This window comes from Stenotrophomonas sp. SMYL89, from assembly GCF_036319985.1.
Classification (GTDB): Bacteria; Pseudomonadota; Gammaproteobacteria; order Xanthomonadales; family Xanthomonadaceae; genus Stenotrophomonas; species Stenotrophomonas maltophilia_Q.
This window is the reverse complement of sequence record NZ_JAWIRW010000018.1, coordinates 54286-68531: the sequence shown is the minus strand read 5'-3', so window position 1 is coordinate 68531 and position 14246 is coordinate 54286. Positions and strand designations below refer to the sequence as shown.

The window sequence follows — 14246 nt, the reverse complement described above, 5'->3', positions numbered from 1 at the left end:
CCCGCCCCCCCCCCCCCCCCCCCCGCCCCCCCCCCCCCCCCCCCCCCCCCCCCCCCCCCCCCCCCCCCCCCCCCCCCCCCGGCCCAATCACATGATCCCGCTTTCCGGAACCCACCGCAGAGGGGGCTGAGCCCGGTGGCCGGGAAACCTCAATACCCCGCCGCCTGCCCATCCTTGCGACTCTCCGACGCGCCGTAATACACGCCGGTTTCCGGATCACGCATGATCGCCTGGTACCCACCATACGGACCATCGGCGAACACGATGCGATGCCCCTTGCGCATCAGCGCGCGCACGGTCTCGTACGGGAAGCCGGTTTCCAGATTCACTTCGCCACCGTCGGTCATCGCCATCGCCTGCCCGGTCGGCTCGGTGGAACCTTCGTGCTGGATGCGCGGTGCGTCGCCGGCTTCCTGCAGGTTCATCCCGAAGTCCACCAGGTTCATCACGATCTGCGCGTGGCCCTGCGGCTGCATCGCGCCGCCCATCACGCCGAAGCTGGCGTACGGCTTGCCACCCTTGGTGATGAAGGCCGGAATGATGGTCTGGAACGGGCGCTTGCCCGGCGCATAACCGTTCGGATGATTCTTCTGCAGCACGAACATCTCGCCACGGTCCTGCAGGATGAAGCCCAGCCCCGGCGGCGCCATGCCACTGCCCATGCCACGGTAGTTGGACTGGATCAGCGACACCATCATGCCGTCGGCGTCGGCCACGGTCATGTAGATCGTATCGCCCTCCTCCAGCTGCTTCGGTGTGCCCGGCTGTACTTCCTTCAAGGCCTTGTCCATCGAGATCAGCGCGCGACGCTGAGCCGCGTACTCCTTGGAGATCAGTTTCTGCACCGGTGCCGGCTGGAACGCCATGTCGGCGTAGAAGCGCGCACGGTCGGCGAAGGCCAGCTTCTTCGCTTCCACGAACAGGTGCACATGCTCGGGTGAGCCGAACGGAATCTTCGAGAAGTCGTAGCCTTCCAGCACGTTGAGAATCTGCAGCGCAGCGATGCCCTGGCTGTTCGGTGGCAGCTCCCAGACGTCGTAGCCACGATAGTTGCTGCTGACCGGCTCGACCCACTCGCCATGGTGGTCAGCCATGTCCTGGTAGCTCAGGTAGCCGCCGTTGGCCTTGAAGTAATCGCCGATGGTGTGGGCGATCTCGCCCTTGTAGAACGCATCACGGCCGCCGTCGGCAATCTTCTGCAGGGTGCTGGCCAGGTTCGGGTTCTTCCACATCTCGCCCTTGCGCGGAGCATGGCCGTTGATCGTGAACTGCTCCTTGAAGCCCGGGTACTGCGACAGCTTCGGCACCGAGCGATCCCAGTAGTAGGCAATCACCTCGGCCACCGGGTGCCCTTCGCGGGCGTAACGGATGGCGGGGGCCAGGTTGTCGGCCATCGGCTTCCGGCCAAAGCGGTCGTGCAGGGCGAACCAACCATCGACCGCGCCGGGCACCGACACCGGCAGCGGGCCGGTGGCCGGGATGTCCTTCAGGCCGCGGCGCTGGAGCTCAGCCAGGGTCAGCGATTTCGGCGAGCGGCCCGAACCGTTGTAGCCATAGAGCTTCTGCGTCTTCGGGTCCCAGACGATGGCGAACAGGTCGCCGCCGATGCCGTTGCCGGTGGGTTCCATCAGGCCGAGCGCGGCGTTGGCGGCAATCGCCGCGTCCACTGCCGAACCGCCGCCCTTCATCACGTCCAGCGCGATCTGGGTGGCCAGCGGCTGCGAGGTCGCGGCCATCGCGTGCGGGGCGATCACCTCCGAACGGGTGGCGAAGGTCTGGCCGGTGATGCGGTCGGCGGCGAAGGACAGTGCAGGCACCGCGGCGAGCACGGCGGCGGCGAGCAGGGAACGGGCAAGGCGTCGGGACACGGTCGGGTTCCGATGGAAGGGTGGTTCCCCGATCTTCGCCGCTGTGGCCTTCACGCGGTATCGGGCAGAGGTCATGGGCGATGGTCTTTCGGTGGGTGCGGACCCAGATCCACATCCACCAGGGCGACAACAGCCCGGAATCCGCGCAAAAAGCGCACTGAAAGGAGTGAATTCGGGTTCACCGAAACACTTTCAGCAGCAACCATCCTTGTGCCGCAAGCGATTGCGCTGGATGCAGCGGAAACCGAGAAAAAATCTGCCGCCAGGGTTGACACTGCCGAAATGGCTGTGTTTCTCTCGATCACATGTTGCATCACAACACGCCACCGCGAACCCACATTGAAGCCGCCGACACCGGCGCCGCCTCGCAGCGTTCGATTCTTGTGCTCGTACTTATTACCCAACCAACAGGTGCGGGACGAGCCAGCGTGTAAGCAACAAACACACCGGAACTCATTAAAACCCGCACCTGCCCCGGTGCGGGTTTTTTCATTTCAGGACCTGGTTTCAGACGCAACCACCATGCATACCGCCAACTTCAAAACCCGGACCCACACCACCACGACGCCTCGTGGCGGGTGTTCGCGTGCGATGCATGGCGCCTCCCCCACCGCTTTCCCCTGACCGGCCGGCACGTCACCTCGACGACCGGCCGTTCTTTTTTCTTCCCACCGCAAGGAACCTCCCCCATGAGCACCAACGACCTGCCCCAGACCAAGATCGCCGTCATCGGCTACGGCAGCCAGGGCCGCGCCCACGCGCTGAACCTGCGCGAATCCGGCTTCGACGTGGTGGTAGGCCTGCGTCCGGGCGGCCCCACCGAGGTCAAGGCGCAGGCCGATGGCTTCTCCGTCAAGGCACCGGCCGAAGCCGTGAAGGATGCCGACTTGGTCGCCGTGCTGACCCCGGACATGGTGCAGAAGAAGCTGTACGACGACGTGCTGGCGCCGAACATGAAGCAGGGTGCGGTGCTGCTGTTCGCGCACGGCCTGAACGTGCACTTCGACATGATCAAGCCGCGCGAGGACCTCGACGTGGTGCTGGTCGCACCCAAGGGCCCCGGCGCGCTGGTGCGCCGCGAGTATGAAATCGGCCGTGGCGTGCCGTGCATCTGGGCGGTCTACCAGGACAAGAGCGGCAAGGCGGCCGAGTACGCCCTGGCCTATGCCGGTGGCCTCGGCGGTGCCCGCGCCAACCTGATCCAGACCACGTTCAAGGAAGAAACCGAGACCGATCTGTTCGGCGAGCAGGCGGTGCTGTGCGGCGGCGCTTCGGCGCTGGTGCAGGCCGGTTTCGAGACCCTGGTCGAAGCCGGTTACCAGCCGGAGATCGCCTACTACGAAGTGCTGCACGAGCTGAAGCTGATCGTGGACCTGTTCTACGAAGGTGGCATCTCGCGCATGCTGGAATTCATCTCCGAAACCGCGCAGTACGGTGACTACGTGAGCGGCCCGCGGGTGATCGACGCCGGCACCAAGGCGCGCATGAAGGAAGTGCTGAAGGACATCCAGGACGGTACTTTCACCAAGAACTGGGTGGCCGAGTACGAAGCGGGCCTGCCGAACTACAACAAGTTCAAGCAGGCCGACCTGGAACACCCGATCGAGAAGGTAGGCAAGGAACTGCGCGCCAAGATGGTCTGGTTGCAAGGTCAAGCCGCGTAACAACGCGGCACCCCCACCCGCTCTGCAAGGTTCCCCCATGAACTCTCCCACACACCGCAGCACGCCGCCCAACGGCGCGCGCTGGCTGACCCAGGCGCTGGAGGCCGAGGGCGTCCGCACCCTGTTCGGCTATCCCGGCGGCACCATCATGCCGTTCTACGACGCGCTGGTGGATTCGTCGCTGAAGCACATCCTGGTACGCCATGAGCAGGGTGCGGCGTTGGCGGCCAATGGCTTCGCCCGCGCCAGCGGCCAGGTCGGCGTCTGCGTGGCCACCTCCGGCCCGGGCGCGTCGAACCTGGTCACCGGCATCGCCGACGCGATGCTGGATTCGGTGCCGATGGTCTGCATCACCGGCCAGGTCGGCACGCCGCTGCTGGGCACCGATGCCTTCCAGGAACTGGATGTGTTCGGCCTGACGATGCCGATCGTCAAGCACAGCTGGCTGGTGCGCAGCGTCGATGACCTGCCGCGCGTAGTGGCCGACGCCTTCCGCATCGCCCGCGAGGGCCGCCCCGGCCCGGTGCTGATCGACCTGCCCAAGGATGTGCAGCTGGCCGATGCCAGCCATCTGCCGGTGCACGTGCCGAGCAGCGTCGAACCACCACCGGCACCGGCCGACGCGGCCATCGCCGAGGCCATTGCCGCGCTGGCGGCAGCCGAGAAGCCGGTGGTCTACGCCGGTGGTGGCATCGCGCTGGGTGATGCGGTGCAGGACCTGCGCGACTTCGTTGAAGCCAGCGCGATTCCCACCGTGATGACCCTGCGCGGACTGGGTGCACTGCCGGCCAACCACCCGCAGTCGCTGGGCATGCTGGGCATGCATGGCACCCGCGCGGCCAACATGGCGGTGCAGGAAAGCGACCTGCTGCTGGTGCTGGGTGCCCGCTTCGATGACCGCGCCACCGGCAAGCTGGCCGAGTTCGCCCCGTTCGCCCGCGTGGTCCATATCGACGCTGACGCCTACGAGATCTCCAAGCTGCGCAGCGCCGATGTTGCCGTGCCCGGCAATGTCGGCCATGCGATCCGCGCCCTGCGTGCGGCCTTCCCCTCCCCCAAGGCCCACCAGGACGCATGGCGCAGGCGCTGTGCACAGCATCGCGATCGTTTCGCTGCGCGCTACGACGCGCCGGGCCAGCACATCTACGCGCCGGCCATGCTGAAGCGCCTGAGCGAACTCGCCCCGGCCGATGCGGTGATCGCCTGCGACGTTGGCCAGCACCAGATGTGGGTGGCGCAGCACTGCCGCTTCAACCACCCGCGCAACCACCTGACCAGTGGCGCGCTGGGCACCATGGGCTTCGGCCTGCCGGCCGCGATGGGCGCGCAGTTCGCCTGCCCGGACCGCACCGTGGTGCTGGTCTCCGGTGATGGCAGCTTCATGATGAACGTGCAGGAACTGGCCACCATCGCGCGCTGCCGCCTGCCGGTGAAGATCGTGCTGCTGGACAACAGTTCGCTGGGCATGGTGCGGCAGTGGCAGGAGCTGTTCTTCGCCGAGCGTTACAGCGAGATCGATCTGTCCGACAACCCGGACTTCGTGGCATTGGCGCAGGTGTTCGGCATTGCCGCCACCCGCATCGACGCGCGCGACGACGTCGAGGGCGGCCTGGCCGCGCTGCTGGCCGAGCCGGGCCCGGCGCTGCTGCACGTGGCCATCGATGCACGCGCCAACGTGTGGCCGCTGGTGCCGCCGAACACCGCCAACAGCACGATGCTGGAAAGCAACCCTGCCCACGCCCGCCAGGAGACCCCCAATGCAATACCGGCTTGACCTGGTGCTGCACCCGGCCGAAGGCGCGCTGCTGCGCGTGATCGGCATGGCCGAGCGTCGCGGTTTCGCGCCGCGCGCGATCAGCGGTGCGCCGGTGGCCGCCGATGACGGCCGCTGGCACCTGCAGCTGGTCGTCGATGGCCAGCGCCCGGCGGAAACGCTGTGCCGGCAGATCGAGAAGATCTACGACTGCGTGTCCGTGCAGGTCACCGCCGTGGAAGGAGTATCGCCATGAACACCCGTACCGTAGCGACCACGGTGCCGGTACGGAGGCGTCTTCTTCGCCGCCCGTGCCCGCATGCGGCGGTCGACCGCACCCCGCTGGTGGCCCATGCCGGCCGCTGATGCCAGCCAGGAAAGCGATGTCGGCGACGTAAGCGTCGCCGACGTCCTGGCCGCGCAGGCCCGCCTGCGCCGCTTCCTGCCACCCACCCCGCTGCACCATGCCGAGCGCTTCGGCACCTGGCTGAAGCTGGAGAACCTTCAGCGCACCGGCTCCTACAAGGTGCGCGGCGCACTGAATGCACTGCTGGCCGGCCGCGAGCGCGGCGACACCCGGCCGGTAATCTGCGCCTCTGCCGGCAACCACGCCCAGGGCGTGGCCTGGGCCGCCTACCGTCTGGACGTACCGGCCATCACGGTGATGCCGCATGGCGCGCCCGCCACCAAGATCGCCGGCGTCGCCCATTGGGGTGCGACCGTGCGCCAGCACGGCAACAGCTACGACGAGGCCTACGCCTTCGCGGTCGAGCTGGCGCAGCGCCACGGCTACCGCTTCCTGTCCGCGTTCGATGATGCCGACGTGATCGCCGGCCAGGGTACGGTCGGCATCGAGCTGGCCGCACACGCACCGGACGTGGTGATCGTACCGATCGGTGGTGGTGGACTGGCCTCCGGCGTGGCCCTGGCGCTGAAATCACAGGGCGTGCGCGTGGTTGGTGCACAGGTGGAAGGCGTTGACTCGATGGCGCGCGCGATCCGTGGCGATGTCCGCGAGATCGCACCTGCCGCCTCGCTGGCCGACGGTGTGCGGGTGAAGATCCCAGGCTTCCTGACCCGCCGCCTGTGCACCTCGCTGCTGGACGATGTGGTGATCGTGCGCGAAGCCGAACTGCGCGAAACCCTGGTACGGCTGGCACTGGAAGAACACATCATCGCCGAGGGCGCCGGCGCGCTGGCGCTGGCTGCCGGCCGCCGCGTCGCGGGCCGCCGCAAGTGCGCGGTGGTCTCCGGCGGAAACATCGATGCCGGCGTGCTGGCCGGCCTGCTTACCGACATCCGACCGCGCCCGCCGCGCAAGCCGCGGCGACGGCGCAGCGAAACACCCCGCTCGCCCGCCAAGGCCAGCGCGCCGCCCTCCCCCACCTCTTCCCCTTCCCACCTGCAAGCCGCAACGCCCGCTGTCGAGGAGATTTCCCTGTGACCACCATCGAACGAATTACCACCCCGCGCATCCGCATCTTCGACACCACCCTGCGTGACGGCGAGCAGTCCCCCGGCTGCAGCATGAGCCCGCCGCAGAAGCTGGTGATGGCGCGTGCGCTGGACGAACTGGGCGTGGACATCATCGAGACCGGCTTCCCGGCCAGCTCGCAGTCCGACCGCGAGGCGATGGCACTGATCGGCCGCGAACTGCGCCGCCCGAGCCTGAGCCTGGCGGTGCTGTCACGCTGCCTGCAGGCCGACATCGAAACGTCCGCACGTGCGCTGGAAGCAGCTGCGAATCCGCGCCTGCACGTGTTCCTGTCGACCAGCCCGCTGCACCGCGAGCACAAGCTGCGCATGACCCGCGAGCAGGTACTGGAGTCGGTACGCAAGCACGTAGCGCTGGCGCGCTCCTACATCGACGATGTCGAATTCTCGGCCGAGGATGCCACCCGTACCGAGCTGGATTACCTGATCGAGGTCTCGCGCGTGGCGATCGCCGCCGGCGCCACCACCATCAACCTGCCCGACACCGTCGGCTTCACCACGCCGGAGGAAATCCGCGCGATGTTCCAGAAAGTCATCGCAGGCGTGGCCGACGTGCCGAATGCCGCCAACGTGATCTTCAGCGCGCACTGCCACAACGACCTGGGCCTGGCCGTGGCCAACTCGCTGGCCGCCATCGAAGGGGGCGCGCGACAGGTCGAGTGCACCATCAACGGCATCGGTGAACGCGCCGGCAACTGCTCGCTGGAAGAAATCGCCATGGTGCTGAAGGTTCGCCAGGCCTTCTACGAGCAGGACAGTGCGATCAACACCCCGCGCATCGTCGGCACCTCGCAGCTGCTGCAGCGTCTGGTCGGCATGCCGGTACAGCGCAACAAGGCGATCGTCGGCGCCAATGCCTTCGCCCACGAATCGGGCATCCACCAGCACGGCATGCTGCGCCACCGCGGCACCTACGAAATCATGCGTCCGGAAGACGTGGGCTGGGAGGACTCGCAGATGGTGCTGGGCCGCCACAGTGGCCGCGCCGCTGTTGAAGCGCGCCTGCGCGCGCTGGGCTTCTGGCTGGACGAGGACGAACTGAAGCTGGTGTTCGAGCAGTTCAAGGGCCTGTGCGAACAGCAGCGCGTGGTCACCGATGCCGACCTGCAGACGTTGATGCAGGGCGGTTCCAACGCACAGGGCTACCGCCTGGCGTCGATGACCATCAGCGATGTCGGCAGCCGTGCCAACGCGCTGGTTGAACTGTCCGACCCGGACGGCAACCGCGTGGCCGAGACCGCGCAGGGCGACGGCCCGGTCGATGCGCTGTTCGGCGCACTGTCAGCCGCCACCGGCGTGCAGCTGATGCTGGACAGCTACCACGTGCACAGCGTCGGCATCGGCGCCGATGCACGTGGCGAAGCCAACCTGAGCGTGCGCCACGAGGGCGTGGAGTACGACGGCACCGGCACCAGCAAGGACATCATCGAAGCCTCCGCGCTGGCCTGGCTGGATGTTGCCAACCGCCTGCTGCGCCAGCGCCAGGCCGCCGCCCACAGCAGCACCGACGTTGCCACCCCCGCCACCGCCTGAGGAAGCCGAGATGAGCGCCTTCGACACCCCCACCCCGACCAGCGCCGCTGGCCAGCAGTGGAACGCCCAGGACTATGCGATCGATGCCGGCTTCGTGCCGCTGCTCGGCGGTGCGGTGGCGCGCCTGCTCGACCCGCGCGGCGGTGAACGCATCCTCGACCTGGGCTGTGGCGATGGCGTACTCAGCACCGAGCTGGCGCTGAGCGGCGCACGCATCCACGGTGTGGATGCCTCCCCGGAACTGGTGATCGCCGCCCGTGCGCGCGGTGTCGACGCGCAGGTGATGGACGGCCACGCGCTGTCGTTCGACAGCGAGTTCGATGCGGTGTTCAGCAATGCCGCACTGCATTGGATGGGCAACCCCGACCAGGTGCTGGAAGGCGTGCGCCGCGCCCTGCGCCCAGGCGGCCGCTTCGTCGCAGAGTTCGGCGGCCACGGCAACGTGGCCACGATCATCGCCGCGCTGCAGGCCGCGCGCGTGGCCCACGGCCATTGCGCCAGCACGTTCCAGTGGTACTTCCCGACGGCCGATGCCTACGCCGACCGGCTGCGCCAGCATGGCTTCCAGGTGCAACTGATCGAGTGCACGCCGCGCCCGACTGCGCTGCCGACCGGCGTGGCCGGCTGGCTGCGGGTATTCGCCGCGCCGCTGCTGGACGACCTGACCAGCGAGGCCCGCGCCACTGTGCGCGACGCCGCCGCTGCACTGCTGGCCGATCTGCCGCGCAACACCGCCGGCCAGCCGCTGGCCGACTACGTGCGGCTGCGCGTGCTCGCCCGTCGTCGCTGACTTGACCGTTCCGCCTTCTTTACTGATGTTCGCTATTTCGTACTTCTGCCAGGCATACGCATGACTTCCGCACCCCGCACCCTGTACGACAAACTGTGGGACGCCCACGTGGTGGTTCCCGAATCCGACAGCGCGCCCGCCGTGCTGTACATCGATCTGCACCTGATCCACGAGGTCACCTCGCCGCAGGCGTTCACCGAGCTGCGCGAGCGTGGCCTGAAGCCGCGCCGCCCGGATCGGACCAAGGCAACGATGGACCATTCCACCCCGACTCTGCCGGCCGGTGCCGACGGCAGGCTGCCCTATGCCAGCGCCGCCTCCGAAGCGCAGGTTGCCACGCTGGCACGCAACTGCGCCGAGCACGGCATCGAGCTGTTCGACATGGCCTCGGACAACCGCGGCATCGTCCACGTGATCGCGCCGGAACAGGGCTTCACCCAGCCGGGCATGACCATCGTCTGCGGCGACAGCCACACCTCTACCCACGGTGCGTTCGGCTCGCTGGCCTTCGGCATCGGCACCAGCGAAGTCGGCCACGTGCTGGCCACGCAGTGCCTGCTGCAGCGCAAGGCGAAGACCTTTGCCATCACCGTCGATGGCCCGCTGGCGCCGGGCGTCGGCGCCAAGGACGTGGTGCTGCACATCATCGGCGTGATCGGCGTCAACGGTGGCACCGGCCACGTCATCGAGTTCCGTGGCAGCACCATCGAAGCGATGGACATGGAACAACGCATGACCCTGTGCAACATGTCGATCGAGGCCGGCGCGCGTGCCGGCATGGTCGCCCCGGACCAGGTCACCTTCGACTTCGTGGCCAATACCCCGCGTGGCCCCAAGGGTGCCGAGTTCGACGCCGCCGTCGCACGCTGGCAGCAGCTGCGCAGCGATGACGGCGCACGCTTCGACAGCGAAGTACGCATCGACGCCGCCGACATCCGCCCGACCCTGACCTGGGGCACGCATCCGGGTACCGCCATCGCGGTGGATGCGCCGATTCCCGCCGCCAACGATGCGGCCGCGCAGAAGGGCCTGGACTACATGCACTTCCAGGCGGGCAAGGCACTGGCCGGTACGCCGGTGGACGTGGTGTTCGTCGGTTCGTGCACCAATGGCCGCCTGAGCGACATGCGCGAAGTCGCGCAGGTCCTGCGCGGCCGCCGCGTCGCCGAGCGGGTACGCATGCTGGTGGTACCGGGCTCGGAGATCGTCAAGCGCGAGGCCGAGGCCGAAGGCATCCATGAGATCGTGCGCGCGGCCGGTGCCGAGTGGCGCGAGCCGGGCTGTTCGATGTGCATCGCCATGAACGGCGATCTGGTCGCGCCTGGCCAGCTGGCCGTGAGCACCAGCAACCGCAATTTCGAGGGCCGCCAAGGCCCCGGTTCACGTACGCTGCTGGCCTCGCCGATGAGCGCGGCCTGGGCCGCCGTGAACGGGCACGTTGCCGATACCCGCGAACTGTTCGCACAGGAGGTGGCGTAATGGCCGGTTTCCGTACCCTGACCTCGTCCAGCGTGGTGCTGGCACAGACCAACATCGACACCGACCAGATCATTCCGGCGCGGTTCCTGTCCACCACCGAACGCGCCGGCCTGGGTCGCAACGCCTTCAATGACTGGCGCTGGCAGGCCGACGGTTCGCCGGTGGCCGACTTCGCCTTCAACCAGCCACACAATGCGGGCCGCAGCATCCTGCTGGCGGGTCGCAACTTCGGCTGTGGTTCCTCGCGCGAGCATGCGCCGTGGGCGCTGACCGACCTCGGCCTGCGCGCCATCGTCAGCAGCGAGATCGCCGACATCTTCCGTGGCAACTCGCTGAAGAACGGCCTGCTGCCGATCGTGCTGGACGAGGCCGATGTGCAGGCGCTGATGCAGCGCCCGGACGATGAGCTGACCATCGATGTGGCCGCACGCGAGCTGCGTACCCCCGATGGCCGCGTGTATTCCTTCCCGCTGGATGGCTTCTCGCAGACCTGCCTGCTGGAAGGTGTCGACCAGTTGGGGTATCTGTTGGGCCGTGTCCCTGAAATCGAACGTTACGAGAGTGAGCATGCACGCTGAAATTGTTGTCCTGCCCGGTGATGGCATCGGCCCGGAAGTGGCCGCCGCCGCGGTTGCCGTCCTGAAGTCCGTCGCCGAACGCTTCAACCACACCTTCACCTTCAGCGAGCACGATATCGGTGGCATTGCCATCGACCGCCACGGCGAACCGCTGCCTGCGTCGACGCTGGCTGCCTGCCAGGCCGCCAATGCGGTGCTGCTGGGCGCGGTCGGTGGCCCGAAGTGGTCCGACCCGAATGCCAAGGTGCGTCCGGAACAGGGCCTGCTGGCAATCCGCAAGGCGCTGGGCCTGTATGCCAACCTGCGCCCGGTGCGCACCCATGAAGCCGCGTTGCATGCCTCGCCGATCAAGGCCGAGCTGCTGCAGGGCGTCGACTTCGTGGTGGTACGTGAACTGACCGGCGGCATCTATTTCGGCGACAAGACCCGCGATGCCGAAAGTGCCAGCGACCTGTGCCGCTACACCGTGGCCGAGATCGAGCGCGTGCTGCGCAGTGCCTTCCGCCTGGCCCAACAGCGTCGCGGCAAAGTCACCTCGGTGGACAAGGCCAACGTGCTGGAGACCTCGCGCCTGTGGCGTGATGTGGCCGCGCGCATCGGCCGCGAGGAATTCCCGGACGTTGCGCTGGAGCATCAGCTGGTCGACTCGATGGCCATGCACCTGCTGGCCAAGCCGCGCGAGTACGACGTGATCGTGACCGAGAACATGTTCGGCGACATCCTCACCGATGAGGCCTCGATGCTGGCCGGTTCGCTGGGCCTGCTGCCGTCGGCGTCGCTGGGCGAGCCGGGTGCGGTCGGCATCTATGAACCGATCCATGGCTCGGCCCCGGATATCGCCGGCAAGGGCATCGCCAATCCGTACGCAACGATCTTCAGCGCGGCGATGCTGCTGCGCCATTCGCTGGGGCTGGAAGCAGAAGCCGCCGCCGTCGAAGCGGCGGTGCATGCCGTGCTGGACGACGGTGTGTTCACCGCCGACCTGGCCGCCAAGGGCCAGGCGGTGAGCACGGCAGCCGCCACCGACGCGGTGCTGGCAAAGCTGCGCTGACCCATCGGGCAACACCTGTAGAGCCGAGCCATGCTCGGCTCATTCAACAGCAGTCGAGCATCGCTCGACTCTACAGGTAGCCGGCGGCCAGGCCATGCGTGGCTGCCTTACTTGGTGGTGTACCCACCATTGACCAGAATCGTCTGCCCGGTCATCCACCAGCCATCGGTCACCAGGAAGCGGATCCACGGCACGATATCGGCGATGTCGGTCAGGCCGGTGCGGGTGAACGCCGACAGCGCCGCCGCGGTCTTGTGGTACGCCTGCGCATCGGCATTCTCGGCCGGGTAGAAGAACGGCGTATCCATCGGCCCCGGCCCGATCGCGGTCACCGAGATGCCGCGCTCACCAAACTCCTTCGACGCCGCACGGGTGAAATGCTCGACCGGCGCCTTGGTGCCGGCGTAGCTGGAGTAGAACGGTGTGTAGGCACCCAACAGCGAGGTGACCAGGGTGCAGATGCGGCCACCGTCGTTGACGTGGCGCCCCGCCTCCTTGAGGAAGAAGAACGCTGCCTTGGCGTTGACCGCGCTCATCTCGTCGTACTCGGCTTCATTGATCTCCAGCAGCGGCTTCTTCAGCACCTTGCCCACGGTGTTGATGGCAATGTCGGGACGGCCAACCGAGGCCACGGCATCGGCGAACAGGCGCTCCATCGCTGCCGCCGACGTCAGGTCGCCCTGCAGGGCCACCGCCTTGCTGCCGGCGGCCTGCACCGCAGCGACGGTCGCCTCTGCATCGGCGTGGGTGGCGGCACTGTTGTAGTGAACCACGATGGCCTTGGCGCCTTGTGCGGCGAAGTCGCGGGCGATCAGTCCGCCCAGGTTCTTGGCGCCTCCGGCAATCAGCACGGTCTTGCCCTTGAGGGAATGGTCGGTCATGGCTTCGATCTCGGGAGGGGGCTGCCCGGGGTGGCAACCCTGCCCTGACGACGATATCGTGCAGAAAATAAGGATAAAGCCCACCACATTGACTTAACTTTCCAGAGCCAGCGAACAATGGACCGGATCGATCGCTTCCGCATCTTCACCCGGGTGGTGGAGTGCGCCAGCTTCACCCGCGCTGCCGACCAGCTCGGCCTGCCCCGCTCCACCGTCTCGGCAGCCATTGCGGAGCTGGAACAGCGGCTTGGCACCCGCCTGCTGCAGCGCTCGACCCGCCGGGTGTCCACCACCCATGATGGCGACGTGTTCCATGCGCGCTGCCTGCGCCTGATCGCCGAAGTCGAAGACGCCGAATCGCTGTTCCGGCAGGACGATGCGCAGCCGGTGGGCCTGCTGAAGATCGACGTGCCCAGCCGCATCGGCCGCCGAATCATCGCCCCTTCCCTTCCGGATTTCTTCGCGCGCCATCCGCAGGTGGAAGTGGATCTGGGCATGACCGACCGCGCGGTGAACCTGATCGAAGACGGTTGCGATGCGGTGTTGCGTGTCGGCCAGCTGGGGGATTCCAGTCTGGTGGCGCGCACGCTGGGCCAGCTCGACTTCGTCAACGTCGCCGCGCCGGCGTACCTGCGTGAACACGGCATGCCGCAGCAGCCTGCCGACCTGCAGCAGCACCGTGCAGTGAACTACGCCTCGCCGACCACGGCACGGGTGGAACCGTGGGAGTGGCAGGAGGGCGCGCAGCTACGCACATTGCCGATGCCCGGCTGGGTGCGGGTGAACAGCGCAGAAGCGTCGATCGCGTGCTGCGTGGCCGGGCTGGGGTTGCTGCAGATTCCGCGCTACGACGTGCAGGCGGAACTGCAATCCGGCGAACTGGTGGAAGTGATGCCGCAGTACGTGGCACAACCGCTGCCGGTGACCCTGCTGCTGCCGCATCGGCAGCACCGCGCACAACGTGTACAGGTGTTCATCGAATGGCTGCTGCCGGTGCTTCGAAACGGCCTGCGATTGCGGTAGATCCACGCCATGCGTGGATGCTTCTGTAGCGTCGAGCCATGCTCGACTCATCCCACCATCATGCGAAGAGCAGCCGAGCATGGCTCGGCTCTACAGAAAGCAGATCCCGCGATCAGATCACTCCACGCCATG

Annotated in this window: 12 protein-coding genes; 10 read left to right on the top strand and 2 right to left on the bottom strand. The window is 67.4% G+C overall.

What is annotated here, in order from left to right; all coding sequences use genetic code 11:
• Window positions 1-149: 149 nt before the first annotated feature.
• Window positions 150-1868 (bottom strand): gamma-glutamyltransferase, encoded by a 1719-nt coding sequence (ggt, locus tag V3B41_RS17595; protein WP_049428480.1) that lies wholly within the window; start codon window positions 1866-1868, stop codon window positions 150-152.
• A 689-nt stretch (window positions 1869-2557) separates the two neighbouring features.
• On the opposite strand from ggt, the gene ilvC reads away from it, so the two are divergent.
• The 9 genes from ilvC to leuB all read left to right on the top strand — a co-directional run bounded on the left by ilvC (window position 2558) and on the right by leuB (window position 12210).
• Window positions 2558-3532, top strand: a complete 975-nt coding sequence (gene ilvC / locus V3B41_RS17590; RefSeq protein WP_329861730.1) for a ketol-acid reductoisomerase — start codon at window positions 2558-2560, stop codon at window positions 3530-3532.
• A gap of 37 nt (window positions 3533-3569) precedes the next feature.
• The gene (gene ilvG, locus V3B41_RS17585; protein ID WP_111111485.1) at window positions 3570-5306 is read left to right on the top strand and encodes an acetolactate synthase 2 catalytic subunit; all 1737 of its coding nucleotides are present in this window, start codon (window positions 3570-3572) and stop codon (window positions 5304-5306) included.
• Window positions 5290-5541 carry an ACT domain-containing protein gene (locus V3B41_RS17580; protein ID WP_005410947.1) on the top strand — a complete coding sequence of 84 codons (252 nt, stop codon included), beginning with the start codon at window positions 5290-5292 and terminating at the stop codon, window positions 5539-5541. The genes ilvG and V3B41_RS17580 overlap by 17 nt, the downstream gene beginning before the upstream one ends.
• Window positions 5542-5637: 96 nt before the next feature.
• A complete protein-coding gene (locus V3B41_RS17575) occupies window positions 5638-6729 on the top strand; it encodes a threonine dehydratase (protein ID WP_106550755.1) in 1092 nt (363 codons plus the stop codon).
• A complete protein-coding gene (locus V3B41_RS17570; RefSeq protein ID WP_106550756.1) occupies window positions 6726-8312 on the top strand; it encodes a 2-isopropylmalate synthase in 1587 nt (528 codons plus the stop codon). The genes V3B41_RS17575 and V3B41_RS17570 overlap by 4 nt, the downstream gene beginning before the upstream one ends.
• A gap of 10 nt (window positions 8313-8322) precedes the next feature.
• Window positions 8323-9102, top strand: coding sequence for a methyltransferase domain-containing protein (locus V3B41_RS17565; protein WP_329861729.1), 780 nt, complete (start codon window positions 8323-8325; stop codon window positions 9100-9102).
• A gap of 60 nt (window positions 9103-9162) precedes the next feature.
• Window positions 9163-10581, top strand: a complete 1419-nt coding sequence (gene leuC, locus V3B41_RS17560) for a 3-isopropylmalate dehydratase large subunit (protein WP_295549921.1) — start codon at window positions 9163-9165, stop codon at window positions 10579-10581.
• Window positions 10581-11159: a 3-isopropylmalate dehydratase small subunit gene (gene leuD / locus V3B41_RS17555; RefSeq protein WP_006390726.1), complete on the top strand. Its 579-nt coding sequence runs from the start codon at window positions 10581-10583 to the stop codon at window positions 11157-11159. Before leuC ends, leuD begins: the two co-directional genes overlap by 1 nt.
• On the top strand, window positions 11149-12210 hold the full coding sequence (gene leuB, locus V3B41_RS17550) for a 3-isopropylmalate dehydrogenase (protein WP_295549925.1): 1062 nt from the start codon (window positions 11149-11151) through the stop codon (window positions 12208-12210). Before leuD ends, leuB begins: the two co-directional genes overlap by 11 nt.
• Before the next feature lie 107 nt (window positions 12211-12317).
• Here the strand turns inward: leuB and V3B41_RS17545 are convergent, their stop codons facing one another.
• A complete protein-coding gene (locus tag V3B41_RS17545; RefSeq protein ID WP_197620300.1) occupies window positions 12318-13091 on the bottom strand; it encodes an SDR family oxidoreductase in 774 nt (257 codons plus the stop codon).
• A gap of 117 nt (window positions 13092-13208) precedes the next feature.
• Between V3B41_RS17545 and V3B41_RS17540 the strand changes: the two genes are divergently transcribed.
• Entirely contained in the window at window positions 13209-14114 is a 906-nt protein-coding gene (locus V3B41_RS17540) for a LysR family transcriptional regulator (RefSeq protein ID WP_049428501.1), read from the top strand.
• The last annotated feature ends 132 nt before the right edge of the window (window positions 14115-14246 follow it).